The organism is Streptomyces sp. NPDC030245 (genome assembly GCF_055572995.1).
In genome coordinates this window covers 166,162-190,726 of record NZ_JBVICF010000012.1, presented here as the reverse complement: position 1 = coordinate 190,726, position 24,565 = coordinate 166,162, and the positions used below count along the sequence as shown (strand labels likewise).

Here is a 24,565-nt window from a genome sequence, read left to right as displayed (position 1 = left end):
TGTCGCGGTGGTCCACTGTCGTACGAGCGACGGCCTGAACTACGGAGGGCGGGCACCCCGGATGGGGTGCCCGCCCTTGCTGCTGGCCGCAGATCGGGGAACGGCCGCTCAACGCCGTGAGTGGCCGAAGAGGATGCGGTACGCGACCAGCAGGACCAGTGAGCCGCCGATCGCCGCCGCCCAGGTGGCGCCGTCGTAGAAGTCGTCGGCGATGGGGTGGTCGAGGTAGCGGGCGGAGATCCAGCCGCCGATGAAGGCGCCGGCGATGCCGATGACGGTCGTGCCGATGAAGCCGCCCGGGTCTCGGCCGGGCAGCAGCAGTTTGGCGACGGCTCCGGCCAGCAGTCCCAGAACGATCCAGCTGATGATGCCCATGCGGTGACCCGGCCTTTCTCGCGCGGTGAGCTTTTGTGCGCTGTTGCCCTGAAGGACGTCTCTACGGAGAGTCGCGGTTGCGGTGATCCGTAGGGTGCGGCGTATGACACAACAGGCGGAGCTCCGGCGGACGCTCGGCGTCTTCGACGCGGTGGTGATCGGCCTCGGGTCGATGATGGGTGCAGGGATCTTCGCGGCTCTCGGGCCGGCTGCCGGAGCCGCCGGCTCGGGGCTGCTGATCGGCCTCGGCCTCGCCGCCGTGGTGGCGTACTGCAACGCGATGTCGTCGGCGCGGCTCGCCGCCCGCTATCCCGCGTCGGGCGGGACCTACGTCTACGGGCGGGAGCGGCTCGGGGCGTTCCGGGGCTACTTGGCGGGCTGGGCGTTCGTCGTCGGCAAGACGGCGTCGTGCGCGGCGATGGCGCTCACCGTGGGGGCGTATCTCTGGCCCGGGCAGGCGCACGCGGTGGCCGTCGGAGCCGTCGTGCTGCTGACCGCCGTCAACTATGTGGGCGTGCAGAAGTCGGCGTGGCTGACGCGCGGGATCGTCGCCGTGGTGCTCGCCGTGCTGGCGGCCGTCGTGGCCGCTTGCGCGGGGTCGGGGGCGTCCGACGCCGGGCGCCTCGACGTGGGGCTCTCGGACGGGTTCGGCGGGGTGTTGCAGGCAGCCGGGCTGCTGTTCTTCGCCTTCGCCGGGTACGCGCGGATCGCGACGCTCGGCGAGGAGGTGCGGGATCCCGCGCGGACCATTCCGCGGGCGATCCCGCTCGCCCTGGGCATCACGCTGTGCGTCTACGCGGCCGTGGCGGTGGCCGCGCTGACCGTACTGGGCTCCGACGGGCTCGCCGGTGCGTCGGCGCCGCTGGTGGAGGCGGCGCGTGCGGCGGGGGCGCCGGGGCTCGTGCCGGTGGTACGGGCGGGCGCGGCGGTGGCGGCGCTCGGCTCGCTGCTCGCGCTGGTCCTCGGCGTGTCGCGGACCACGCTGGCCATGGCGCGGGACAGGCACCTGCCGGGGGCTCTCGCGGCCGTGCACCCGCGCTTTAGGGTGCCGCACCGCGCGGAGCTCGCCGTCGGGGCCGTGGTCGCGGTGGTGGCGGCGACGGTGGATGTGCGTGGGGCGATCGGCTTCTCCTCCTTCGGAGTGCTCGTGTACTACGGGGTCGCCAACGCGTCGGCGTGGACGCTCAGTTCGAAGCCGACAGCGCGTGTCGTGCCGCTGGTGGGCGGAATCGGCTGCGTCACGCTGGCGTTCGCCCTGCCGGTGTCCTCGGTGGTGGCCGGGGTGCTGGTGCTGGCAGTGGGTGTCGTCGCCTATGGGGTGCGGGGGCGGATGCGGGGCCGGAACGACGGCGGGGGTTCTGACGGCTGAAGGCGGTTCCCTGGGGGAAGGCCGCAGGAAGGGTGCCTCACGCGCGCGTGCGGGCGTCCTCCCAAGCCGGCAGTTCCAGGTCGTCGTTGTCCTCCTCGTACCAGCCCGTGCCGTCGAGCCATGCGGTGAGCCACGTCGTGAGGTCCGGGGAGTCGATGAACCAGGCGTGCCGCGGGTCGCCGCCGTTGGGCTCGAAGAGCAGGACCTGCGCGTCGTCGGTGCGGCAGTCCACGCACGCGTACATCGCGCAGCCCCAGTGGGATATCGGCAGGACGCCTTCGGGCCAGCCCCATTCGGAGCCGCGCATCGTGAAGTACTCCTCGACGACGGCCGGCTCGCCTCCTGACGACTTGCCTTCGAGCAGGGGCAACAAGCCGTACTCCGGGCCCCAACCGCCGTCGCCTATGCGGGTGTAGAGCGCGGCGAGCAAGGGCGGCAGCGTGAAGCCCAGGGAGGCCTCCGCCCGGGCCAGGGTCGCCGCGTCCACGGGGGCGGGGAGGGAGTCCCAGCCCCAGGGGCGGGTGGCGCGCGCCTCGGTGGCGACACGGGCCAGCAACTGCTCGCTGTCGTTCATGGGTTCATGGTGGACCACGGCACTGACAATCGGGCCGGGCCCGTCCCTCCGTACTGGGTCGGTGGGCCGAGCCACTTCAGGTCAGGACGACTTCGATGGCCATCCGTGCGAGGAGGGCGAGGAGCTCCTCGAAGGGGGGCGAGGTGCCCTGCGTGGCGACGGGCGACGGTCAGCCAGTGGCACCGGCCGTCCGCGTCGAGGTGCTCCGCGTCCGCGCAGTACGCCCAGATCTCGTCGTGCGGCGCGGCTTCGGGGTCGTACGCGGTGAGGGCATACCTCGGCTGCCGCACCGGAGTGCACCCGCTTCAGTAGCGCGCGGCGAACGGCTGGTCGGTACGGACGATGTCGCGGCCGAGGGGCAGCAGGGAGACCGGGATCAGCTTGAAGTTGGCGATGCCCAGGGGGATGCCGATGATCGTGACGCACAGGAGGATGCCGGTGAAGATGTGGCCGAGGGCGAGCCACCAGCCGGCGAGGAGCAGCCACAGCACATTGCCCACGCAGGAGGGCGCGCCCGCGTCGCGGCGCTCGACCGTGGTGTAGCCGAAGGGCCACAGCGCATAGCGGCCGATGCGGAAGCTGGCCAGACCGAACGGGATGCCGATGATCGTGACGCAGAGGATCGCACCCGCGACCAGGTAGGCCAGGAACATCCAGAAGCCGCAGAGGACGAGCCATATGACGTTCAGGATTGTCTTCACTGGTGGCGACCTGCCATCTGCTCGAGCCGGGCGATGCGCTCCGCCATCGGCGGGTGTGTGGAGAACATCTTGGACATGCCCTGCCCCGGACGGAAGGGGTTGGCGATCATCATGTGGCTCGCCGTCTCGAGGCGGGGCTCCGGAGGCAGCGGCAACTGCTTGGTGCCCGCGTCGAGTTTCCGCAGGGCGCTCGCGAGGGCGAGGGGGTCGCCGGTGAGCTGCGCGCCGGACGCGTCGGCCTCGTACTCCCTGGAGCGGCTGATCGCGAGCTGGATGACGGAGGCCGCGAGCGGGCCGAGCAACATGATCAGGAGCATGCCGAAGATGCCGGGGCCCTCATTGTCGTTCGACCGGCCGACGGGGATCAGCCAGGCGAAGTTGACCAGGAACATGATCACGGAGGCGAGGGCGCCCGCGACCGACGAGATCAGGATGTCGCGGTTGTAGACGTGGCTGAGCTCGTGGCCGATGACGCCGCGCAGCTCGCGCTCGTCGAGGAGGCGGAGGATGCCGTCGGTGCAGCACACCGCCGCGTTGCGCGGGTTGCGGCCCGTCGCGAACGCGTTCGGCGCCTCGGTGGGCGAGATGTACAGGCGGGGCATGGGCTGGCGGGCCTGGGTGGAGAGCTCGCGGACCATGCGGTACAGCTCGGGGGCCTCGAATTCGCTCACCGGGCGGGCCCGCATGGCGCGCAGGGCGAGCTTGTCGCTGTTCCAGTACGCGTACGCGTTGGTGGCGAGCGCTACGAAGAGCGCGACGACCAGACCCGTACGCCCGAAGAAACTGCCGATGACAAGGATGAGCGCGGACAGTCCCCCGAGGAGTACGGCGGTCTTCAACCCGTTGTGCCGGCGGTGCACGGTACGCCCTCCTGGTGGTGCGTGGGGGAACCCTCTGCTGACTGGTGCTTCCACTGTTCAGTGGACCCTCCCGTACTGGTCAACGCCAGGCGGGGAGCACTAGTTCCCTTGTGCACGCATGAGCGGTGTAGGCCGCGCGGGTGACGGCGGGGGCCGACCGGGGCGCCCGGCCGGAGCGGGCCGTCAGAACAGGGCGGTGTCCGAGAACCTCAGGACCAGCTGGGGCGCTCCGGAGAGCGCGATCCCGAGGACCGCCGTCAGCGCGATGGCCGCCGTGAGCGGGGCGGGGACGCGGTGCTTGACCGGCTCCCCCTCCGGGGCGCGGAACAGGAGCGCCGTCCACTGGAGGTAGTAGAAGAGCGCGATCACCACGTTCACGGCCATGACCACGGCGAGCCAGCCGAGGCCCGCGTCGACAGCGGCCGAGAAGACGGTGACCTTCGCGAAGAGACCGATGATGCCGGGCGGCAGTCCCGCCAGGCAGAGCAGGAAGAAGCCGAGGACGAGGGCGGCGAGGGGGCTGCGCGCGTACAGGCCGCGGTAGTCGCTGACGCGGTTCAGGCGCTGTGTGCGGCCGACGAGGGCGGCCACGGCGAAGGCGCCGAGGTTCACGGCGGCGTACATCAGGGCGTACGCGACGGTGGAGCCGATGGCCTTCTCGGCGGCGGCCTCGTTGTCGGCGTACCCGGCGGCGGCGATCGGGACCAGGAGGTATCCGGCCTGGCCGACCGAGGACCAGGCGAGGAGGCGGACCGCGCTGTACGCGCGCGTGGACTGCTGGCGCAGGGCCGCCACGTTGCCCGCGGTCATGGTGAGCGCGGCGAGGACGGCGAGCGCGGGGCCCCACACGTCCGCGTACGACGGGAAGGCGACGACGGTGACGAGGATGAGGCCGGTGAAGCCGACGGCCTTTCCGACGACGGAGAGGTAGGCGGCGACGGGCAGGGGCGCGCCCACGTAGGTGTCCGGCACCCAGAAGTGGAAGGGCACGGCGGCCACCTTGAAGGCGAAGCCGACGAGGGTGAGCGCGACGCCGGTCTGGGCGAGCGTGTGGAGTTGTCCGTCGACTTCCTGGAGCTCGGTGGCGATCTCCGTGAGGTGCAGGGTGCCGGTCGCCGCGTACACGAAGCTCACGCCCATGAGGCTCACCGCGGTCGCGGTGACCGAGGAGAGGAAGAACTTCAGGGCCGCTTCGGAGGAGCGTTTGTCGCCGCGCCTGAGGCCGACGAGGGCGAACGCCGGCAGGGACGCGACTTCGAGGGCGACGATGAGCGTCGCGAGGTCGCGCGAGGCGGGCAGCAGGGCGGCGCCCGCCGCGGAGGAGAGCAGCAGGAACCAGAACTCCCCTTCGGGGAGTTCGTCGCCGGAGTCCTTGAGGGTGCTCATGGAGAGCAGGGCGGCGAGCAGGGCGCCGCCGAGGACGAGGAGCTGGATGACGAGGGTGAAGCGGTCGGCGGTGTAGCTGCACGCGTGCGGGCCCTCGCCGGTCAGGCAGAAGGTCGAGCGGTCGTCGTCCAGGAGGGGCAGCAGCGAGAGCGCGGCCGCGGCCAGGCCCGCCACGGAGAACCAGCCGAGGAGCGCCTTCTTGCCGTCCTTCACGAAGAGGTCGGCCACGAGTACGACGAGGCCGACGACCGCGGCGATGGTCGGCGGCGCGATCGCGAGCCAGTCGACGGACTGGACGAGGCTGGCGGCGCTTTCGGCGGCCACGGTCACGACTTGCCTCCAGTGAGGAGCTTCTGCACGGCCGGGTCGGTCAGGCCGAGGAGAGCCGCGGGCCAGAGTCCGGCGAGGACGGTGAGGGCGACGAGCGGGGTCCAGGCGGCGAATTCGTAGCCGTGGACGTCGGCGAGGGCCTTGGGGGCGGGCTCGTCGGCCGTGGTGGTCTGCGGCATCGGGCCCATGCAGACACGGCGTACGACGATGAGCATGTACGCGGCGGTGAGCAGGGTGCCGAAGGCGGCGATGGCCATGAAGGTGAGGAAGGCGGGCCGGCTGAGGTCGGAAGCGGGCTCGAACGCGCCGAACAGCGCGAGCATTTCGCCCCAGAACCCGGCGAGGCCCGGCAGTCCGAGGGAGGCGACGGCACCGAAGGCGAGGAGGCCGCCGAGGCGGGGGGCCTTGCCGTAGAGCGCGGCGCCGGACTCCTGGGCGAGGGAGTCGAGGTCGGTGGTGCCGGTGCGGTCCTTCAGCGCGCCGACGAGGAAGAAGAGCAGGCCGGTGATGAGGCCGTGGGCGATGTTGGCGAACAGGGCGCCGTTCACTCCGGTCGGGCTCATCGTGGAGATGCCGAGCAGGACGAAGCCCATGTGGCCGACGGACGAGTACGCGATGAGGCGCTTGAGGTCGCCCTTCGCGCCCTGCTTGGCGAGCGCGAGGCAGGCCAGGGATCCGTAGATGATCCCGACGACCGCGAAGGCCGCGAGGTACGGCGCGAACTCCCGCATTCCGTCGGGGGCGATGGGCAGGACGATCCGGACGAACCCGTACGTACCCATCTTCAGCAGCACGCCGGCCAGCAGGACCGAGCCGACGGTCGGCGCGGCGGTGTGGGCGTCGGGCAGCCAGCTGTGCAACGGCCACATCGGCGTCTTGACCGCGAGCCCGATCCCGATCGCCAGAACGGCGATGACCTGCACGGATGTGGTCAGGTCACGGCCGTTGTCAGTGGCGAGTGCCACCATGTCGAATGTGCCGGACTTGAGCCCGATGAGGAGCAGGCCCAGCAGCATGACGACGGATCCGAGCAGGGTGTACAGGATGAACTTCCAGGCGGCCTGCGTGCGTTGCTCACCGCCCCAGCGGGCGATGAGGAAGTACATCGGGATGAGCACCATCTCGAACGCCAGGAAGAACAACAGCAGGTCGAGGACGGCGAAGGTCGCGAGAGTGCCGGACTCGAGCATCAGGATCAGCGCGACGAACGCCTTGGGGGACGGGCCCGCAGGCAGCTTGAAGTAGGAGTACAGCGCACAGAGGAACGTCAGCAGCGCGGTCAGGACCAGAAGGGGGAGCGAGATGCCGTCGATGCCGAGATGGATGCGCACGTCGAGTGCGGGGATCCAGCTGATATCGGTCGTGGCCTGCATCTTCGACGGCTGGTCGTGGTCGAAGCCGAGCGCGAGGACGATCGCGGCGATGAGGATCACGCCGGTCACGGTCACACCGTGGCGCAGCACGGCCTGGTCGGGCGACTTTCCCTTCAGCCCGGGCGGGGCCGGCAGCAGGGCGGCCACGGCGCCGATGAGCGGGCCGACGACGATCAACGCCAGAAGAAACTGCATCACGGACTCACTGATACCGATCACGGCTGCTCACGCTCCGGCGGTGGCGACGAGGACGGCGGCGACGGCCAGGACGACCGTGCCTGCGAGCAGCGCGCTCAGATAGGTCTGCACGTTGCCGGTCTGTGCGCGGCGGACGGCCACGCCGAGCCAGCGGGGTGCGGCGCCCGCGCCGCGCACGTACGTCTCGACGACCTCACGGTCGAGGAAGCGGACGAGTCCCGCGGCGGCCCGGACGGGGCGCACGAACAGGGCGGTGTAGACGGCGTCGAGGTGGAAGCCGGCGGCGGCGTGCCGGTGCAGCGGGCCGAGCAGCAGGCGGCCGGGGTCGGCCGGGTCCGGTGCCGAGGCCACGTCTCCGTAGGCGGGGGCGTGGGTGGCGATGGCCTCCGCCTCGACCTGGGAGCCCTCGCCGTCCGGGGTCGCGGCGACCGCGCCCATCGGGACGCGGGCGGTGAGCGCCATGGTGTGGCGCCACGCGCCGTAGGTGACCAGGCCGCCGACCAGCGCGAGGCCCGTGCCCAGGACGGAGGTGGTGAGCGTCGGGGCGAGCGAGTGGCCGTCGAACCAGTCCGGCAGGACGCCGGCGGCCAGACCGAAGACGAGAGAGGGGACGGCGAGCACCCACAGCACAGCGGTCATGGCGACGGGCTGCTTCCCGTGGTCGGGGGCATCCGCTCCCCTGCCGTTGAAGGCGAGCAGCCAGAGCCGCGTCGCGTACGCGGCGGTGAGGAGGGCGGTGAGCAGACCGGCGACGAGGACGATCCAGCCCGCCGCAGTGGGCGCGGACCCGGCGTGGCCCGTGGCCGTGTGCTCGGCGGCGCCGAGCACGGCCTCCTTGGAGAAGAAGCCGCTGAACGGCGGGATCGCGGCGAGCGCGAGGAGCGCCACGGTCATCGTCCAGTAGGCGTCGGGGACGCGGTCGCGCAGGCCCTTCATGCGGGACATGGCGGCCAGCGAGTTGGTGCCGGCGGCGTGGATGAGCACGCCCGCGGTGAGGAACAGCAGCGCCTTGAAGGCGCCGTGGGACAGGAGGTGGAAGACGGCGGCTCCGCGGTCGCCGACGGCGAGGGCGCCGGTCATGTAGCCGAGCTGGCCGATCGTCGAGTACGCGAGGACGCGCTTGATGTCGTCCTGGGCGAGCGCGGCGAGGGCCGAACCGGCCATGGTGACGGCGGCCATGACGGCGAGGACGACCAGGGCCGCGGCGGACGCGGCGAAGACGGGGAGGAGCCGGGCCACGAAGTAGACGCCGGCGGCGACCATCGTCGCGGCGTGGATCAGCGCGGAGACGGGTGTGGGGCCTGCCATCGCGTCGGGCAGCCAGGTGTGCAGCGGGAACTGCGCCGACTTGCCCGCCACGCCCGCGAGGAGCAGCAGGGCGATGAGTGTCGGGTGGTCCAGACCGCCGTCCGTGACCGTCGCGAGGATCGTCGTGACGCGGAAGGAGCCCGTGTCGGCGGCGAGCGCGAACAGGCCGATCAGGAAGGGGACATCACCGAGCTTGGTGACGAGGAAGGCCTTCAGGGAGGCGGCGCGCGCCTCGGGGGTCTCCCAGTAGTGGCCCACCAGGAAGTACGAGCAGATGCCCATGATCTCCCAGCCGACCAGGAGCACCATCAGGTCGCCGGAGTAGACGACGAGCAGCATCGCGGAGGTGAAGAGGGAGACGAGAGCGGCGTACGAGGGGTAGCGCGGGTCGTCGCGGAGGTAACCCGTCGAGTAGATCTGCACGCAGGACGCGACGACGGCGACCAGGACGGCGACGAGGGCGGCGAAGCCGTCGATGTGCAGGGCGAGCTCGATGGGGACCGAGCCGGTCGGGGTGAGCTCGGTCGCGGCGTCGACCGGGGCCTTGCCGGAGCCGGTGCCGCCGCCCTGCCGGGCCGCCACGAGCACGGCGAGCACGAGGGCCGTCAGGGTGGGCAGGACCGCGAGGGGCCGGACGAGGCCGGGGACGCGGCGGCCGAGGAGGAGACCCGCGGACGCGCCCAGGAACGGAAGGAGGGGGACGAGGACGGCGAGGGTGGTCGTGGTCACGCGGTGGCCTCAGCCTTCTTCGACGTCTGCGCCGACGGCGGCTGCTGTGCGGGGTCGGGCTCTTCGGCGGCGGCCTCTGCGGTGGTCTCGGCGGTGTCGCGGAGTTCGTCGACGGCGGAGCTGCCGCGGTTGCGGTAGACCGCCAGGACGATCGCGAGGCCGATGCCGATCTCGGCGGCGGCGATGGCGATGACGAAGAGGGTCAGGGCCTGGCCGGCGTGGAGGGAGTCGCGGAGCCAGACGTCGAAGGCGACCAGGTTGAGGTTGACGGCGTTGAGCATCAGCTCGACGGACATCAGGACGAGGATCGCGTTGCGCCGGGCGAGCACGCCGTACAGGCCGACGCTGAAGAGGAGGACGGCGAGGACGGCGGGATAGGCGAGGTGGAGGTGCATCAGTTGTTCTCCTCCCGGTCTGTGGCCCGGACATCCGACGCGGCCTTCGACGCGGCGTTCGACGCGGCCTTCGAAGCGGCGTTCTTGCGGGACAGGACGATCGCGCCGACGAGGGCGGCGAGGAGGAGGACCGAGAGCGCCTCGAAGGGGAGCACCCAGTGCCGGAAGAGGACCGAGCCGGTCACGGCGGTGGAGCCCTGGGCGGCGCCGTCCAGGTCGATCACCGTGGTGCGGAACGCGTCCACGACGACCCAGACCAGGGCGGCGGCAGCGGTGACGGCCACCGCGAGCGCGACCGGCCGGTTGCCCGAGTCGGCGTCCGGGGAGCGGCCGATGGGCGCCCTGGTGAGCATCAGCCCGAAGAGGAGGAGGACGACCACGGAACCGACGTAGATGAGGACCTGCACCCAGGCGATGAACTCGGCGGTCAGCAGGAGGTACTCGACGGCGAGGCCGCCGAGCGCGACGACGAGCCACAGGGCGGCGTGCACCAGCTGCTTGGTCGTGACCGTGATGACCGCCGCGCCGAGCGTGACGAGGCCGACCAGGAGGAAGGCGATCTCGACGCCCGTCGGGGAGAGGAAGCCGTGTGTTTCGGCGGCGAGGCTGTGTGATTCGGCGGCGAAGCCGTGTGTGTCGGCGGCGATGTGCACGACCTTGTTCACGACTCCTCGCCCTTCGTCTCGGGCTCCGCGACGGCCGAGGCCAGTTTGTCCGCGGTCTTGCGGGCGGCGGCGAGCTCCTTCGGCTCCTCGGCGCCGGTGTCCAGGGCGGGCGGGGCGGGGACCGTCCACATCCACTCGCGGAGCTTGTCGCGCTCGTGGGTGAGTTCGTGGATGTCGGTCTCGGCGTACTCGAACTCCGGCGACCAGAAGAGCGCGTCGAAGGGGCAGACCTCGATGCAGATGCCGCAGTACATGCAGAGGGCGAAGTCGATGGCGAAGCGGTCGAGGACGTTGCGGCTGCGCTCGCGGCCGCCGGGGGCGGCGGGCGGGACCGTCTCCTTGTGGGAGTCGATGTAGATGCACCAGTCGGGGCACTCGCGGGCGCACAGCATGCAGACCGTGCAGTTCTCCTCGAACAGGCCGATGACGCCCCGGGTGCGGGGCGGCAGTTCGGGCTGGTGCTCGGGGTACTGCTCGGTGACGGTCTTCTTCGTCATCGTGCGGAGGGTGACGGCGAGGCCCTTGGCCAGGCCGGATCCGGGGATGGGGGACATGGTTAGGAGATCGCCACCTTCACGATGCCGGTGAGCGCGATCTGCGCGAGGGCGAGCGGGACGAGGAGGGTCCAGGCGAGCTTCTGGAGCTGGTCCTCGCGGAGACGGGGGTAGCTGACGCGCAGCCAGATGACGGCGAAGGCGAGCACTGCCGTCTTCAGCAGGGTCCAGACCCAGCCGAGCCCGTCGGCACCCCATGGGCCGTGCCAGCCGCCCAGGAAAAGGACGGTGGTCAGGCCGCACAGGACGACGATTCCGGCGTACTCGGCGAGGAGGAAGAGGGCGAAGCGCAGACCGGTGTACTCGGTGTAGGCGCCGAAGATGATCTCGGAGTCGGCGACGGGCATGTCGAAGGGCGGGCGCTGGAGTTCGGCGAGGCCCGCGACGAAGAAGACGAGGGCGCCGACGATCTGCCAGGGCAGCCACCACCACTCGAACGCGTCGACGATGCCGGGCAGTGAGACCGTGCCCGCGGCCATCGCGACGGAGGCGGCGGCGAGGAGCATCGGCAGTTCGTACGCGAGGAGCTGGGCGGCGGTGCGGAGGCCGCCGAGGAGGGAGAACTTGTTGGCGCTGGCCCAGCCCGCCATGAGCGAGCCGAGTACGCCGACGCCCATCACCGCGAGCACGAAGAAGATGCCCGCGTCGACGACCTCGCCGACCGCGCCCTCACCGGGGCCGATCGGGATCGCGACCAGGACGAGGAGGTACGGGAGGAGGGCGATGGCGGGTGCCAGCTGGAAGACGCGGCGGTCGGCCCTGGCCGGGACGACGTCTTCCTTCTGGGCGAACTTCACGCCGTCGGCGACGAGTTGGGCCCACCCGTGGAAACCACCCGCGTGCATGGGGCCGAGGCGGCCCTGCATGTGGGCCATCACCTTGTGCTCGGTCTGGCCGACGACGAGGGGCAGGACCAGGAACGCCGCGAAGACGATGACGAGGCGCAGGGCGACGTCGAGGGCGTCGTTCACTCGTTCCCTCCAGTGTCTTCGGTGTCCCCGGTGTCTCCAGAGGTACGGGGGTTCTCCGGCTCGGGCTTGGGCTCGGGCTCCGGCTCGGGCTGCTTCGTGGTGTCGAACGCCGGGCGGGCGTGGTGCCAGGGAGCGTCGGAGCTGCGCGGAGCCTCCGGTTCCGCTTCAGTCGAAGCTGCGGCACCGGTCGGCGCTGCGGCATCAGGTGCAGCCTGCGCCCGCTGCGACGCCGAGCCCTGGCTCGCGCTGCGCGCACGCCTCGGGGGGCGGGTCGGCGGCGTCTCCCGTTCGACGGGCGTGGCCGGGGTGTTCTCCGCCGGGGGCGCCGACGCGGCGGCCTGGCTGGCGGAGCCCTCGCTCACGCTGCGGGTCCGTCGCACGGGGCGTTCGCCCGCGGCGCGGCCCGCCGCCCCGGCGGCTCCGGCGCGGCCCGCCCCGCGCGCCGGGCGTGCCGGAGCCGGGGGGAGCTGGCCCTTCAGAGGGCCCCATTCGTTCGGGTCGGGCACGCCGGGGGGCAGCATCTGGCGGCGTTTGGGGCCGCCGTGCTCGGACTCCCCCGGCTCCTTGGCGCCCGGCCAGGCCTTCGCGACGCGGGCCGCGAGCACGAAGTCCTTGCGCAGGGGGTGGCCCTCGAAGCTGTCGGGCAGGAGCAGCGGGGTCAGCCCGGGATGGCCCTCGAAGGTCACGCCGAACATTTCGTGCGTCTCGCGCTCGTGCCAGGCCGCGCCCGCGTAGACGTCGACCGCGGAGGCGAGCACCGGGGCGTCGTGCGCGACCGTCGTGCGGAGCAGGAGGCGGCGTACGGGAGAGAGCGCCACGACGTGGGCGGCCACCCTGAAGCCGGTGCCCGGCTCGTCGACCGCGCTCAGCCAGTCGAAGTAGGTGCAGGCCAGGGTGGTGCGGGCGGTTTCCAGGGCGGTGGTCCAGGCGGCCGGGGGGACGTCGACGGTGAGTACGTCGTACGACTCGTCGGCCGTCGCCTCCGCGCCGAAGAGCTCCTCGACGGGGCTCGGCAGCCAGCCGGTCATGCCTGGCCCTCCCCCGGCGCGGGCGCCTTCACCAGGCCGCTCCGGAGCGCGGTCGCCGAGGGACGGGCACCAGAACCATTGCCGGGGCCGGAACCGTTGCCGGGGCCGGAACCGTTGCCGGGGCCGGAACCGTTCCCGTACCGCTCCCCCAGCGACTCCCGTGCGATCTTCTCCTGGAGTTTGAGGATGCCCTGGAGGAGCGCCTCGGGGCGGGGCGGGCAGCCGGGGACGTACACGTCGACCGGGATGATCTGGTCGACGCCCTTCGTCACGGAGTACGAGTCCCAGTAGGGGCCGCCGCAGTTGGAGCAGGCGCCGAAGGAGATGACGTACTTCGGTTCGGGCATCTGTTCGTACAGGCGCTTCACCGCGGGTGCCATCTTGTCCGTGACCGTGCCGGAGACGACCATCAGGTCGGCCTGGCGCGGGCCGGGCGCGAAGGGGATGACGCCGAGCCGGATGAAGTCGTGGCGCGCCATGGACGCGGCGATGAATTCGATGGCGCAGCAGGCGAGGCCGAAGTTGAAGACCCAGAGGGAGTACCGGCGGCCCCAGTTGAGGACCACCTTCATCGGCTCGGGGGCGAGGCGGGCGAGCGCGCCCAGCCTCTTCGGCTCGGGAAGCAGCACGGGCCGCGGCCGCCCTTCGGTCTCCGGGGTCACGTCCACGTCAGGACGCCCTTCTTGTATGCGTACAGCAGGCCCACGGCGAGGAAGCCGAGGAAGATGAACATCTCCACGAGTGTGGTCGCGCCGTAGCCGGGCGCGGCGAAGACCGTCGCCCAGGGGAAGAGGAAGATCGAGTCGACGGCGAAGATCACGTAGAGGAACGCGTAGACGTAGTAGCGGACCTGGGTGTGGGCCCAGCCCTCGCCGACGGGGTCGACGCCGCACTCGTACGTCAGGAGTTTCTCCGGGGTCGGCACCACCGGGCGCAGCAGCCGCCCCGCGCCGAAGGCCACGGCGACGAACAGCACGCCCACGACGGCGAGCAGTCCGACGACGGAGTACGACTGGTAGTAGCTTGCCGCGACGTTCGTCACGTGCACGTCACTCCCTCACTCCCTGACCGTCCTTCACTCCCTGACCCCGACCCTTTGCGCCGATCTGTTTCGGCGAGCTGTTTCGACGAACTGTTTCGACGATCTGTACGCACGGGAGTCTAGGGCCTGCTAAAGGTTCAGTAAGCAGAGCGTCACGCAATGGTCCGGCCGGGGTGGGGTTATCCCCCGGCTGCCCCGGCGGACCCCCTCATGGCGTCGCGGCGGCGGGCCGGGCACCCTAGCGCGTATGACCGCACGCACCACGCCTCCGCATGACGACGACCGGCCGCCGCCCGCGCGCTTCGCGTACGACCGGCACACCTGGAAGGAGATCGCACACCTCCTGGTGAACCTGCCGCTGGGGATCGTCGGCTTCGTCTACGCGGTGACCGTGCTGGCCCTGGGCGCCGGCCTGACGGTGACGGTGGTCGGTCTGCCGCTGCTCGCGATGGGGCTGCTCGGCGCCCGCCTCATCGGCAGGGCCGAACGGGGGCGGGCCAGAAAGCTGCTCGGCGTCCGGATCGACGAGCCGAGTCCGATGCCGGGCCACCGCGGGCAGGGGTTCCTCGGGCGGCTGTGGGCGAACCTGAAGGACCCGGTGGGCTGGCGCACCATGCTGTACGCGTTCATCCGGCTGCCGTGGGGCGTGGTGACCTTCGCGATCACCCTCACCGGGCTCTTCGTGCTCTGGCCGGTGCTGCCCTTCATCGTGCGCGGCCTCACCAACGCCGACCGGGCGATGGTGCGCGGGCTGCTGTCGCCCTCCGACGAGTTGGAGCGGCGCATCGCCGAACTGGAGTCCGACCGGGGCGTGGTGGTGGACACCGCCGCCGCCGACCTGCGCCGCATCGAGCGCGATCTGCACGACGGGGCGCAGGCCCGCCTGGTCGCCCTCGCCATGGGGCTCGGCCTCGCCAAGGAGAAGCTCCTGGAGGACCCGGACGCCGCGGCCTCGATGGTCGACGAGGCGCACGGCGAGGTGAAGCTGGCCCTTCAGGAACTGCGCGACCTGGCCCGCGGCATCCATCCGGCCGTCCTCACCGACCGCGGCCTGAACGCCGCGCTCTCCTCGGTGGCCTCGCGCTGCACGGTCCCGGTGAAGGTGACCGCCGAGCTTCCGGCGCGCCCGGCGGCCGCGATCGAGGGCATCGCGTACTTCACGGTCTCCGAGCTGTTGCAGAACATCAGCAAGCACAGCGGGGCGAAGTCCGCGAGCGTCGAGGTCTGGCGTTCGGAGGACCGGCTGCTCATCCAGGTGTGGGACGACGGGCGCGGCGGTGCGCGGTTCGACGGCGGGACGGGCATGGCGGGGCTCGCGGACCGGCTCGGCGCCGTGGACGGGCTCTTCGTGATCGACTCCCCGCAGGGCGGGCCGACGACGATCACCGCGGAACTGCCGTGGCGGGACCGCGTGGGGTAGGGAAAACCCCCGGTGGAAGACGCCGACCCGCTCCATGGTCGCGAGCGGCCGCGTCGACGAGTCTGTAACCAGGGCGCCACCGAGCGCCCCGAGTACGGACCCGCAACCCGCGACTCGCACACACGGACGCAGACGCAGAAACGGACGGCAGCGATGGCCACGGACTACGGACAGGGGTACGCGCGGATGGACCGGCCGGAATTCCGGGGCTCCGACGTCGAGGAGCGGCGCCACCGCCTGCCCGCCGGGCTGCGCGCCCCCGTCGAGGCACGCACCTGGCGGGAGTTCGGCTACACCCTGCTGAGCCTGCCGATCGGCATCACGGCCTTCGTCTTCGCCATCACGATGCTCTCGCTCGGCGCGGGCCTCCTGATCACCTTCATCGGCATCCCGGTGCTGGCGGCGGGGCTGGCCGGCTGCCGCGGCATCGGCGCCCTGGAGCGGACACGGGCGCGCGGGCTGCTCGGTCTGGAGATCGCGCCGCCGGAGCCGCTGCGGCCCAAGGGCGGCGGCCTGCTGGCGCTCATGGGTGCCGTCCTGAAGAGCGGCGCGTCCTGGCGGCATGTGCTGTACTCGCTGCTGATGCTGCCGTGGTCGCTGTTCTCGTTCACGGTGGCGGTGGTGTTCTGGTCGTACGGCTGGCTGATGCTGACGTATCCGCTCTGGTTCTGGGTCTTCCCGATGTACGCGGGGCAGGACGGCATCCAGCTCTACGGCGGCGACGACGGCCACCGCATCTACCTCGACAACCCGTTCGAGCTCACCATCACGGCCGCGACCGGTCTCCTCATCACGCTGGCCACGCCGTGGATCCTGCGGGCCCTGACGACCGTGGACCGCGTCATGGTGTTCGGGCTGCTCGGCCCCTCGCGGCTCGCGACCCGCGTCGTCGAGCTGGAGTCGGACCGCGGTGTCGTCGTGGACACCGCCGCCGCCGACCTGCGCCGCATCGAGCGCGATCTGCACGACGGGGCGCAGGCCCGTCTGGTCGCCCTCGCCATGGATCTGGGGCTCGCCAAGGAGAAGCTGGCCGAGGACCCGGAGGCGGCGGCGCGCATGGTGGACGAGGCGCACGGCGAGGTGAAGGTCGCGCTCCAGGAGCTGCGCGACCTGGCCCGCGGCATCCATCCGGCCGTCCTCACCGACCGCGGCCTGGACGCCGCGCTCTCCTCGCTGGCCGCCCGTTGCACGGTGCCGGTCCAGGTGGAGGTGGACCTGACGAGCCGCCCGGCGCCGGCCATCGAGGGCATCGCGTACTTCACGGTCTCCGAGCTGTTGCAGAACATCAGCAAGCACAGCCGGGCCGACGCCGCGAGTGTCGACGTCTGGCGGGCCGAGGACCGGCTGATGCTCCAGGTGACCGACAACGGGGCGGGGGGCGCCGACGTGTCGGCGGGCTCCGGTCTCTCGGGGCTCGCGGAGCGGCTCGACGCGGTCGACGGGATCCTGGTCGTCGACTCGCCGGTGGGCGGCCCGACGACGGTCACGGCGGAACTGCCGTGGCGCAAGGCCTGACGCTGACCGATACCGGTCGGCAACCGGCCTCCGCCCCGAGACCACCACCGGCACCGACACCCACACCGCCACTGGGTCCCCAGCACCCCCGGCACCACGCCACCCCCGCCCCACACCGCCCCGGCTCACCCCCCGAGCCGGGGCGCCCGTGTGTCCTCCAGCCGTCCAAGTCGCGGCAGTCTGGTGAGCGGTCCGGTGGTCGGCGGCGGATCGCGCGATACTGAGGTGCCGAGATGTTCGGCCGACGCGACCGCTGTCGGACCGACACGGGTCGGACGAGCGCGCTGCCGGACCAGTGCGCCGGGGGGCAAAAGTGCCGGGGGGCCAAAAAATGGAGGACAAAGTGCGGGTGGTCATCGCCGAGGATTCAGTGCTGCTCCGGGAGGGCCTGACCCGGTTGCTGACCGACCGCGGGCACGACGTGGTCGCCGGTGTGGGTGATGCCGACGCGCTGATCAAGACGATCACCGAGTTCGCCGCGCAGGACGCCCTGCCGGACGTGGTCGTCGCCGATGTGCGGATGCCGCCGACCCACACCGACGAGGGCGTGCGCGCCGCGGTGTATCTGCGCGCCCAGTACCCCGACCTCGGGGTCCTGGTCCTTTCGCAGTACGTGGAGGAGCAGTACGCCACCGAGCTGCTCGCCGGTTCGAGCCGCGGTGTGGGCTATCTGCTCAAGGACCGGGTCGCCGAGGTGCGGGAGTTCGTCGACGCGGTGGTGCGGGTGGCGGAGGGCGGCACGGCGCTCGACCCGGAGGTCGTGGCGCAGCTGCTGGGCCGCAGCCGCAAACAGGACGTCCTGGCGGGGCTTACACCGCGGGAGCGCGAGGTACTCGGCCTGATGGCCGAAGGACGGACGAACTCGGCGGTGGCCCGGCAGCTCGTGGTGAGCGACGGCGCCGTCGAGAAGCACGTGAGCAACATCTTCCTGAAGCTCGGCCTGTCACAGAGTGACGGGGATCACCGTCGCGTGCTCGCGGTCCTCACCTATCTCAACTCCTGAACAGCTGACACCCTGCCGGATGACGTCGGACGGCACCCGGAATCGAGTGCCCCTCCGGCCCGGGCAGGTATGAACAGGGGTGAACACAGAGAGTCACGAGCGCGGCGGTGTCGGTCAAGGCAAGTCCTGGAACCAGAGGCGGGGAGCGTCATCCATGGAGGACCGGGGGGCGAGGCAAACCATGGCAAACCAGTACAACACGGCGTCTCAGAAACGCATCCAGAATGCGAGCAACCCCAGGAAGGCGACCCTTACAGACGTAGGGTGGACCTTGGGAGCGCCGGTCGTCCCGGCGATTCCGCACAGTCGCCTCGAGGGAGGTCCAGTTCAGTGACCAGCCAGGTCAGTAGCCAAGCCGAGCAGGCCGACGGGGCAGTCGTCGGAGGACAACGCAAGCCCGCAGGTGACAAAGGTGTACGCCGTCTGGACCGGGTCATCATCCGCTTCGCGGGTGACTCCGGCGACGGCATGCAGCTCACGGGCGACCGGTTCACTTCGGAGACCGCTTCTTTCGGCAACGACCTGTCGACGCTGCCGAACTTCCCCGCCGAGATCCGCGCACCCGCCGGCACCCTGCCGGGTGTCTCCTCCTTCCAGCTGCACTTCGCCGACCACGACATCCTGACCCCGGGTGACGCGCCGAACGTACTGGTGGCGATGAACCCGGCGGCGCTGAAGGCGAACATCGGCGACGTGCCGCGCGGCGCGGAGGTCATCGTCAATACCGATGAATTCTCCAAGCGTGCGATGCAGAAGGTGGGTTACGCCACCTCGCCGCTGGAGGACGGCTCCCTGGACGGCTACAGCGTGCACCCGGTGCCGCTGACCACGCTGACGGTGGAGGCGCTGAAGGACTTCGACCTCTCCCGCAAGGACGCCGGGCGCTCGAAGAACATGTTCGCGCTGGGTCTGCTGTCGTGGATGTACCACCGGCCGACCGAGGGGACCGAGAAGTTCCTGCGGACCAAGTTCGCCAAGAAGCCCGAGATCGCCGAGGCGAACATCGCGGCGTTCCACGCGGGGTGGAACTTCGGCGAGACCACCGAGGACTTCGCGGTCTCCTACGAAGTGGCTCCGGCCGCACAGGCGTTCGCGACCGGCACCTACCGCAACATCTCCGGCAACCTCGCCCTGTCGTACGGTCTGATCGCGGCGGGCCGGCAGGCGGACCTGCCGCTGTACCTCGGGTCGTACCCCATCACGCCGGCCTCGGACATCCTGCACGAGCTGTCCCGGCACAAGAACTTCGGCGTGCGCACCTTCCAGGCCGAGGACGAGATCGCGGGGATCGGCGCGGCGCTGGGCGCGGCGTTCGGCGGGTCGCTGGCGGTGACCACGACGTCGGGTCCGGGTGTGGCGCTGAAGTCGGAGACCATCGGTCTTGCGGTCTCGCTGGAACTGCCGCTGCTGGTCGTGGACATCCAGCGCGGCGGGCCGAGCACGGGGCTGCCGACCAAGACCGAGCAGGCCGACCTGCTCCAGGCGATGTTCGGGCGCAACGGCGAGGCGCCGGTGCCGATCGTGGCGCCGAAGACCCCGGCGGACTGCTTCGACGCGGCGCTGGAGGCGGCCCGCATCGCGCTCACCTACCGCACGCCGGTCTTCCTGCTGAGCGACGGCTATCTGGCCAACGGCAGCGAGCCGTGGCGCATCCCCGAGATCGATGAACTCCCGGATCTGCGGGTGCAGTTCGCCTCCGGGACCAACCACACCGAGGCCGACGGCACCGAGGTCTTCTGGCCCTACAAGCGCGATCCGCAGACCCTGGCCCGCCCGTGGGCGATCCCGGGCACGCCGGGCCTGGAGCACCGCATCGGCGGCATCGAGAAGCAGGACGGCACGGGCAACATCTCCTACGACCCGGCCAACCACGACTTCATGGTCCGCACCCGGCAGGCCAAGGTCGACGGCATCGCCGTGCCCGACCTGGAGGTCGAGGACCCGAGCGGGAACGCCGACACCCTCGTCCTCGGCTGGGGTTCGACGTACGGGCCGATCACCGCGGCGGTGCGCAGACTGCGCGCCGCGGGCGACTCGATCGCGCAGGCCCATCTGCGCCATCTCAACCCGCTGCCGCGGAATCTGGGCGACATCCTCGCGCGTTACGACAAGGTGGTGATCCCCGAGATGAACCTCGGTCAGCTCGCCACGCTGATCCGCGCGAAGTATCTGGTGGACGCGGTCTCGTACAACCAGGTCAATGGCATGCCCTTCAAGGCCGAGCAGCTCGCCACGGCTCTCAAGGAGACCATCGATGGCTGACACGAAAACGGCCGGTCCGGCGGGGACCGGGAGCACGATCGAAGCGCTTTCCCTGGTGCCCAAGGCCGAGGCACAGCAGTCCATGAAGGACTTCAAGTCCGACCAGGAGGTGCGCTGGTGTCCCGGCTGCGGTGACTACGCCGTGCTGGCGGCGGTGCAGGGCTTCATGCCCGAGCTCGGCCTGGCGAAGGAGAACATCGTCTTCGTCTCGGGCATCGGCTGCTCCTCCCGCTTCCCGTACTACATGAATACGTACGGGATGCACTCCATCCACGGCCGCGCCCCGGCCATCGCCACCGGCCTCGCCTCCTCGCGGCGGGACTTGAGCGTATGGGTGGTCACCGGTGACGGCGACGCGCTGTCCATCGGCGGCAACCACCTCATCCACGCCCTGCGCCGCAACGTGAACCTGAAGATCCTGCTGTTCAACAACCGGATCTACGGCCTCACCAAGGGCCAGTACTCCCCGACCTCCGAGGTCGGCAAGATCACCAAGTCGACGCCGATGGGGTCGCTCGACGCGCCCTTCAACCCGGTCTCCCTCGCGATCGGCGCCGAGGCCTCCTTCGTGGCCCGCACCGTGGACTCCGACCGCAAGCACCTCACCTCGGTGCTGCGCGAGGCCGCCGCGCACCCCGGCACCGCGCTGGTGGAGATCTACCAGAACTGCAACATCTTCAACGACGGCGCCTTCGAGGTCCTCAAGGACAAGCAGCAGGCCGAGGAGGCGGTGATCCGCCTGGAGCACGGGCAGCCCATCCGCTTCGGCGCCGACGGCTCCAAGGGCGTCGTGCGCGACACGGTGACCGGCGACCTCAAGGTCGTCACCGTCACCCCGGAGAACGAAGGCGACATCCTGGTCCACGACGCGCACGCCACGTCACCGACCACCGCCTTCGCCCTGTCCCGGCTCGCCGACCCCGACACCCTGCACCACACCCCGATCGGCGTCCTGCGCAACGTCGAACGGCCGGTCTACGACACCCTCATGGCCGACCAGCTCGACACCGCCATCGAGAGAGACGGCAAGGGCGACCTCGCCGCGCTGCTCGCGGGCGGCGACACCTGGACGGTCGTCGGCTAGCCCGACCCGCTCGGTTGCGAGGCCCGGTCCTGACCTTTCAGGACCGGGCCTCGTCGTATGCCGCGCGCGCCTTCTGCACGTCGTCCATGCGCCGGTCCGTCCAGGCCGCCAGGGCCCGCACCTGCTCGGCGGCCTCGCGGCCGAGCTCCGTGAGGGAGTAGTCGACGCGGGGCGGGATGACCGGCTTGGCGTCGCGGTGCACCAGGCCGTCGCGCTCCAGGGTCTGCAAGGTCTGGGCCAGCATCTTCTCGCTGACGCGGCCGATCTCCCGGCGCAGCTCGCTGAACCGGTACGAACGGTCCTCCAGGGCGAGCAGGACGAGGACGCCCCAGCGGCTCGTCACGTGCTCCAGGACGAGGCGGTGGGGGCACATCTCCTCGCCGACGACGTTCCACGTACTTACGTCCATGCCAGTACCTTACTTCAAAGTGGGTACTTACGGAAAGTTAGCGCTGCCCCTAGGGTGAGTGTCATACCGCATTTCACCGGATCTAACAGGAGCAACCAGACATGAGCATCGTCGTCACCGGAGCCACCGGACACCTCGGCCGTCTCGTCATCGAGGGGCTGCTCGCCGCCCGGGTCCCCGCCGGGGACATCGCGGCCGTCGTACGCGACAAGGACAAGGCCGCCGACCTCGCCGAGCGCGGCGTCGAGCTGCGCGTGGCGGACTACAGCGCCCCCGAGACCCTGCGCGGCGCCTTCGCCGCGGGCGACCGCGTCCTGCTGATCTCCGGCAGCGAGATCGGCCGGCGCGTGCCGCAGCACCGCGCGGTCGTCGACGCCGCGCGCGAGGCGGGCGTGGCGCTGCTCGCGTACACGGGCGTCCTCGGCGGCCCCGACGCCGACTTCGACCTGGCGGCCGAGCACAAGGCGACCGAGGAGCTGATCCTCGACTCCGGCCTGCCCTACACCTTCCTGCGCAACGGCTGGTACCACGAGAACTACACCGAGCACCTCGCCCCGGTCCTGGAGCACGGCGCCGTCGTCGCCTCCGCGGGCGACGGCCGCGTCGCCTCCGCCGCCCGCGCCGACTACGCCGCGGCCGCCGTCGCCGTGCTGACCGGCGAGGGCCACGAGGGCAAGGTCTACGAGCTGAGCGGCGACGTCGCATGGAGCTTCCCCGAGTACGCCGCCGAGATCGCGGCGCAGACCGGCAAGGACATCTCGTACGCGAACGTGCCCGCCGAGCAGCACCTCGCCGTGCTGACCGGCGCCGGGGTGCCCGAGCCGATGGCGGCGATCCTCGTCGACGTGGACGCGGCCGTCGCGCGGGGGCGCCTGGCGGGGACCAGCGGGGAGCTGGCAAAGCTGATCGGCCGGCCCACCACCCCGCTCGCGGACGCGGTGTCCGCGGCGCTCCGGGGCTGAGCCCGGCCGGGCGTCAAGAGCGCCCCGGGGCGCCGCCGCGAGCGTCACGAGCGTCACCGTGGAACGGGCATGACAGCCGAGGGTTCCCGGCGCTACCTTCAGTGGGGCAGCACGGGCTGCCGTGCACGAAGGAGGGGCCGTGGACAGCGGAGCAGCCGGGAAGCCGGGGAGCGAGCAGCGCGTCGGACTGCTGAACGGCTTCGCCGCCTACGGGATGTGGGGCCTGGTCCCGCTCTTCTGGCCGCTCCTGAAACCCGCCGGCGCCGTCGAGATCCTCGCCCACCGGATGGCCTGGTCGCTCGTGGTCGTCGGCGTCGCGCTGCTCTTCGTACGACGCTGGGGCTGGGCCCGCGAGCTGCTGCGCCAGCCGCGCAGGCTCGGCCTGGTGGCGGTCGCCGCGGCGGTCATCACCGTCAACTGGGGCGTCTACATCTGGTCCGTGAACTCGGGCCACGTCGTCGAGGCGTCCCTCGGCTACTTCATCAACCCGCTGGTCACCATCGCCATGGGCGTCCTGCTGCTCGGCGAGCGGCTGCGGCCGGTGCAGTGGGCGGCGGTCGGCGTGGGGTTCGCGGCGGTCCTCGTGCTCGCGTTCGGGTACGGCAGGCCGCCGTGGATCTCCCTCTGTCTCGCCTTCACCTTCGCGACGTACGGCCTGGTGAAGAAGAAGGTCAACCTCGGCGGCCTGGAGTCGCTCGCCGCGGAGACCGCCGTGCAGTTCCTGCCCGCCGTCGGCTATCTGGTGTGGCTCGCCACGCAGGGCGACATCGTGTTCGGCACGGAGGGCGCCGGGCACGCGGCGCTGCTCGCGGCCACCGGTGTGGTGACCGCCGCTCCCCTGGTCTGCTTCGGGGCCGCGGCGATCCGGGTGCCGCTCTCCACGTTGGGGCTGCTCCAGTACCTGGCGCCGGTCTTCCAGTTCCTGCTCGGCATCCTGTACTTCCACGAGGCGATGCCGCCCGAGCGGTGGGCGGGCTTCGGCCTCGTCTGGCTTGCGCTCTCCCTGCTGACCTGGGACGCGCTGCGCACGGCCCGGCGGAACGCGGCGCGGGTGGCGGCCGCCAGGGCGGCCGCCGCGGTGGCCGGGGCCCCTGCCGGTGAGGCGCGGGAGCCCGCCGTCTGAGCAGGCCCCGGACCGGCTAGGACCAGGCGCCCGCCGCGGCCCGCTCCGCCACGTACACGGAGAAGTCCCGCGGCTCCCGGCCGAGGATGTCCCTGACGTCCGTCGTGAGCGCCGCGTTGTGGCCCTCGGCGAGCCAGACGAAGACGTCGGCGAGCGCACGGGCGTCCTCCTCGGGGACGCCCTCCGCGGTCAGCTCGGCCACGTACTGGTCGGCCGTGACGTGCTCGAAGCGCATCGGCCGGCCGGACGCCTCGGCGATCTCGGCGACCGCCTGCTTGAAGGAGAACGCGCGCGGCCCCGCGAGTTCGTACGTACGGTGCGTGTGCCCCTCCTCGGTCAGCAGCACCGCCACCACCTCCGCGATGTCGTCCACGTCGATGAAGGGTTCCGGCACGTCGCCGACGGGCAGGGCGAGACGTCCGGCGAGCAGCGGGCCGTGGAAGAGGTCCTCGTCGAAGTTCTGCGTGAAGTTGTTGGGGCGGATGACGGTCCAGTCGACGCCCGCCTCGCGCACCACGCGCTCGGCCTCGGCCATGCCGGGCTCGAAGGAGTCGCCGTACATCTGGACGCCGCGGCCCGACAGGACCACGAAGCGCCGCACGCCCGCGGCCCGCGCCTGTGCGACGAAGTCGGCGATCGGCGCCGGGTCGGCGGGGGCGACCAGATAGAGGGCCCGCACACCGTCCAGTACGGGTGCCCAGGTGGCGCGGTCGGTCCAGTCGAAGGGCGTCTCGGCGCTGCGGGACGCGGCACGCACGGGGTGCCCGGCAGCACGGAGGCGGGTCACCACGCGGCGGCCCGTCTTGCCGGTGGCGCCGAGGACGAAGACGGGGGAGGCGGGGTTGGGCGAGGTCTGCTGCGCTGTGTTCGTCATGGGTCCAAGCCAACTGCCCTGCCTCTACGGGAGACATGGGCAGCCGTCTCCGAGG

At 71.3% G+C, this 24,565-nt stretch carries 24 protein-coding genes; 8 read left to right on the top strand and 16 right to left on the bottom strand.

What is annotated here, in order from left to right; all coding sequences use genetic code 11:
• Positions 1–108: 108 nt before the first annotated feature.
• Positions 109–375 carry a GlsB/YeaQ/YmgE family stress response membrane protein gene (locus ACZ4Z4_RS29730; RefSeq protein ID WP_362994366.1) on the bottom strand — a complete coding sequence of 89 codons (267 nt, stop codon included), beginning with the start codon at positions 373–375 and terminating at the stop codon, positions 109–111.
• A gap of 103 nt (positions 376–478) precedes the next feature.
• Here ACZ4Z4_RS29730 and ACZ4Z4_RS29725 point away from each other — a divergent pair, with 103 nt between their 5' ends.
• Positions 479–1,744, top strand: coding sequence for an APC family permease (locus tag ACZ4Z4_RS29725; RefSeq protein WP_468333998.1), 1,266 nt, complete (start codon positions 479–481; stop codon positions 1,742–1,744).
• A gap of 37 nt (positions 1,745–1,781) precedes the next feature.
• Here the strand turns inward: ACZ4Z4_RS29725 and ACZ4Z4_RS29720 are convergent, their stop codons facing one another.
• The 13 genes from ACZ4Z4_RS29720 to ACZ4Z4_RS29660 form a co-directional block, all read right to left on the bottom strand.
• Positions 1,782–2,318, bottom strand: a complete 537-nt coding sequence (locus tag ACZ4Z4_RS29720; protein ID WP_468333995.1) for an SMI1/KNR4 family protein — start codon at positions 2,316–2,318, stop codon at positions 1,782–1,784.
• A 305-nt stretch (positions 2,319–2,623) separates the two neighbouring features.
• Positions 2,624–3,019 (bottom strand): YccF domain-containing protein, encoded by a 396-nt coding sequence (locus ACZ4Z4_RS29715; RefSeq protein ID WP_398300146.1) that lies wholly within the window; start codon positions 3,017–3,019, stop codon positions 2,624–2,626.
• Positions 3,016–3,879 carry a zinc metalloprotease HtpX gene (gene htpX / locus ACZ4Z4_RS29710; protein ID WP_468333992.1) on the bottom strand — a complete coding sequence of 288 codons (864 nt, stop codon included), beginning with the start codon at positions 3,877–3,879 and terminating at the stop codon, positions 3,016–3,018. Before htpX ends, ACZ4Z4_RS29715 begins: the two co-directional genes overlap by 4 nt.
• Positions 3,880–4,062: 183 nt before the next feature.
• Positions 4,063–5,595 carry an NADH-quinone oxidoreductase subunit N gene (locus tag ACZ4Z4_RS29705; RefSeq protein WP_468333989.1) on the bottom strand — a complete coding sequence of 511 codons (1,533 nt, stop codon included), beginning with the start codon at positions 5,593–5,595 and terminating at the stop codon, positions 4,063–4,065.
• Complete coding sequence (locus tag ACZ4Z4_RS29700) at positions 5,592–7,187, bottom strand: NADH-quinone oxidoreductase subunit M (protein ID WP_468333986.1); 1,596 nt, start codon at positions 7,185–7,187, stop codon at positions 5,592–5,594. Before ACZ4Z4_RS29700 ends, ACZ4Z4_RS29705 begins: the two co-directional genes overlap by 4 nt.
• Positions 7,188–7,193: 6 nt before the next feature.
• Positions 7,194–9,203, bottom strand: a complete 2,010-nt coding sequence (locus tag ACZ4Z4_RS29695) for an NADH-quinone oxidoreductase subunit 5 family protein (protein ID WP_468333983.1) — start codon at positions 9,201–9,203, stop codon at positions 7,194–7,196.
• Positions 9,200–9,598, bottom strand: coding sequence for an NADH-quinone oxidoreductase subunit NuoK (gene nuoK, locus ACZ4Z4_RS29690; protein ID WP_468333980.1), 399 nt, complete (start codon positions 9,596–9,598; stop codon positions 9,200–9,202). The genes ACZ4Z4_RS29695 and nuoK overlap by 4 nt, the downstream gene beginning before the upstream one ends.
• Complete coding sequence (locus ACZ4Z4_RS29685) at positions 9,598–10,245, bottom strand: NADH-quinone oxidoreductase subunit J family protein (RefSeq protein ID WP_468334244.1); 648 nt, start codon at positions 10,243–10,245, stop codon at positions 9,598–9,600. Before ACZ4Z4_RS29685 ends, nuoK begins: the two co-directional genes overlap by 1 nt.
• 14 nt (positions 10,246–10,259) lie before the next feature.
• Entirely contained in the window at positions 10,260–10,817 is a 558-nt protein-coding gene (locus tag ACZ4Z4_RS29680; protein ID WP_468333977.1) for a NuoI/complex I 23 kDa subunit family protein, read from the bottom strand.
• Positions 10,818–10,819: 2 nt separating this feature from the next.
• Positions 10,820–11,788 (bottom strand): complex I subunit 1/NuoH family protein, encoded by a 969-nt coding sequence (locus ACZ4Z4_RS29675; RefSeq protein WP_468333974.1) that lies wholly within the window; start codon positions 11,786–11,788, stop codon positions 10,820–10,822.
• Positions 11,785–12,816, bottom strand: coding sequence for an NADH-quinone oxidoreductase subunit C (locus tag ACZ4Z4_RS29670; protein ID WP_468333971.1), 1,032 nt, complete (start codon positions 12,814–12,816; stop codon positions 11,785–11,787). The genes ACZ4Z4_RS29675 and ACZ4Z4_RS29670 overlap by 4 nt, the downstream gene beginning before the upstream one ends.
• Positions 12,813–13,484 (bottom strand): NADH-quinone oxidoreductase subunit B, encoded by a 672-nt coding sequence (locus ACZ4Z4_RS29665; protein WP_468333968.1) that lies wholly within the window; start codon positions 13,482–13,484, stop codon positions 12,813–12,815. Before ACZ4Z4_RS29665 ends, ACZ4Z4_RS29670 begins: the two co-directional genes overlap by 4 nt.
• Positions 13,475–13,864 carry an NADH-quinone oxidoreductase subunit A gene (locus ACZ4Z4_RS29660; RefSeq protein WP_055547887.1) on the bottom strand — a complete coding sequence of 130 codons (390 nt, stop codon included), beginning with the start codon at positions 13,862–13,864 and terminating at the stop codon, positions 13,475–13,477. Before ACZ4Z4_RS29660 ends, ACZ4Z4_RS29665 begins: the two co-directional genes overlap by 10 nt.
• 241 nt (positions 13,865–14,105) lie before the next feature.
• On the opposite strand from ACZ4Z4_RS29660, the gene ACZ4Z4_RS29655 reads away from it, so the two are divergent.
• The 5 genes from ACZ4Z4_RS29655 (at position 14,106) to ACZ4Z4_RS29635 (ending at position 21,142) form a co-directional block, all read left to right on the top strand.
• On the top strand, positions 14,106–15,278 hold the full coding sequence (locus ACZ4Z4_RS29655) for a sensor histidine kinase (RefSeq protein WP_468333965.1): 1,173 nt from the start codon (positions 14,106–14,108) through the stop codon (positions 15,276–15,278).
• A 153-nt stretch (positions 15,279–15,431) separates the two neighbouring features.
• Positions 15,432–16,793, top strand: a complete 1,362-nt coding sequence (locus ACZ4Z4_RS29650; RefSeq protein ID WP_468333962.1) for a sensor histidine kinase — start codon at positions 15,432–15,434, stop codon at positions 16,791–16,793.
• A 331-nt stretch (positions 16,794–17,124) separates the two neighbouring features.
• The gene (locus ACZ4Z4_RS29645; protein ID WP_468333959.1) at positions 17,125–17,796 is read left to right on the top strand and encodes a LuxR C-terminal-related transcriptional regulator; all 672 of its coding nucleotides are present in this window, start codon (positions 17,125–17,127) and stop codon (positions 17,794–17,796) included.
• A gap of 330 nt (positions 17,797–18,126) precedes the next feature.
• Complete coding sequence (locus ACZ4Z4_RS29640; RefSeq protein ID WP_468333956.1) at positions 18,127–20,058, top strand: 2-oxoacid:acceptor oxidoreductase subunit alpha; 1,932 nt, start codon at positions 18,127–18,129, stop codon at positions 20,056–20,058.
• Positions 20,051–21,142 (top strand): 2-oxoacid:ferredoxin oxidoreductase subunit beta, encoded by a 1,092-nt coding sequence (locus ACZ4Z4_RS29635; protein WP_468333953.1) that lies wholly within the window; start codon positions 20,051–20,053, stop codon positions 21,140–21,142. The genes ACZ4Z4_RS29640 and ACZ4Z4_RS29635 overlap by 8 nt, the downstream gene beginning before the upstream one ends.
• Positions 21,143–21,179: 37 nt before the next feature.
• Here ACZ4Z4_RS29635 and ACZ4Z4_RS29630 read toward each other — a convergent pair whose 3' ends face one another.
• On the bottom strand, positions 21,180–21,551 hold the full coding sequence (locus ACZ4Z4_RS29630) for a winged helix-turn-helix transcriptional regulator (protein WP_468333950.1): 372 nt from the start codon (positions 21,549–21,551) through the stop codon (positions 21,180–21,182).
• Positions 21,552–21,652: 101 nt separating this feature from the next.
• Here ACZ4Z4_RS29630 and ACZ4Z4_RS29625 point away from each other — a divergent pair, with 101 nt between their 5' ends.
• Together ACZ4Z4_RS29625 and rarD are read left to right on the top strand one after the other, a co-directional pair.
• Positions 21,653–22,513: an SDR family oxidoreductase gene (locus tag ACZ4Z4_RS29625; protein WP_468333947.1), complete on the top strand. Its 861-nt coding sequence runs from the start codon at positions 21,653–21,655 to the stop codon at positions 22,511–22,513.
• Between the two features lie 139 nt (positions 22,514–22,652).
• On the top strand, positions 22,653–23,636 hold the full coding sequence (gene rarD / locus ACZ4Z4_RS29620; protein WP_468333944.1) for an EamA family transporter RarD: 984 nt from the start codon (positions 22,653–22,655) through the stop codon (positions 23,634–23,636).
• A 16-nt stretch (positions 23,637–23,652) separates the two neighbouring features.
• On the opposite strand, the gene ACZ4Z4_RS29615 is transcribed toward rarD, so the two are convergent.
• The gene (locus tag ACZ4Z4_RS29615; protein ID WP_468333941.1) at positions 23,653–24,510 is read right to left on the bottom strand and encodes an NAD(P)H-binding protein; all 858 of its coding nucleotides are present in this window, start codon (positions 24,508–24,510) and stop codon (positions 23,653–23,655) included.
• Positions 24,511–24,565: the final 55 nt, after the last annotated feature.

Excerpts from the sequence above, each read along its gene's own strand:
- ACZ4Z4_RS29680 (WP_468333977.1), bottom strand. The coding sequence starts at position 10,817 with ATGTCCCCCATCCCCGGATCCGGCCTGGCCAAGGGCCTCGCCGTCACC.
- ACZ4Z4_RS29645 (WP_468333959.1), top strand. The coding sequence starts at position 17,125 with ATGGAGGACAAAGTGCGGGTGGTCATCGCCGAGGATTCAGTGCTGCTC.
- ACZ4Z4_RS29630 (WP_468333950.1), bottom strand. The coding sequence starts at position 21,551 with ATGGACGTAAGTACGTGGAACGTCGTCGGCGAGGAGATGTGCCCCCAC.
- ACZ4Z4_RS29730 (WP_362994366.1), bottom strand. The coding sequence starts at position 375 with ATGGGCATCATCAGCTGGATCGTTCTGGGACTGCTGGCCGGAGCCGTC.
- ACZ4Z4_RS29650 (WP_468333962.1), top strand. The coding sequence starts at position 15,432 with ATGGCCACGGACTACGGACAGGGGTACGCGCGGATGGACCGGCCGGAA.
- ACZ4Z4_RS29625 (WP_468333947.1), top strand. The coding sequence starts at position 21,653 with ATGAGCATCGTCGTCACCGGAGCCACCGGACACCTCGGCCGTCTCGTC.
- ACZ4Z4_RS29670 (WP_468333971.1), bottom strand. The coding sequence starts at position 12,816 with ATGACCGGCTGGCTGCCGAGCCCCGTCGAGGAGCTCTTCGGCGCGGAG.
- ACZ4Z4_RS29725 (WP_468333998.1), top strand. The coding sequence starts at position 479 with ATGACACAACAGGCGGAGCTCCGGCGGACGCTCGGCGTCTTCGACGCG.
- ACZ4Z4_RS29655 (WP_468333965.1), top strand. The coding sequence starts at position 14,106 with ATGACCGCACGCACCACGCCTCCGCATGACGACGACCGGCCGCCGCCC.
- nuoK (WP_468333980.1), bottom strand. The coding sequence starts at position 9,598 with ATGCACCTCCACCTCGCCTATCCCGCCGTCCTCGCCGTCCTCCTCTTC.
- ACZ4Z4_RS29635 (WP_468333953.1), top strand. The coding sequence starts at position 20,051 with ATGGCTGACACGAAAACGGCCGGTCCGGCGGGGACCGGGAGCACGATC.
- ACZ4Z4_RS29615 (WP_468333941.1), bottom strand. The coding sequence starts at position 24,510 with ATGACGAACACAGCGCAGCAGACCTCGCCCAACCCCGCCTCCCCCGTC.
- ACZ4Z4_RS29720 (WP_468333995.1), bottom strand. The coding sequence starts at position 2,318 with ATGAACGACAGCGAGCAGTTGCTGGCCCGTGTCGCCACCGAGGCGCGC.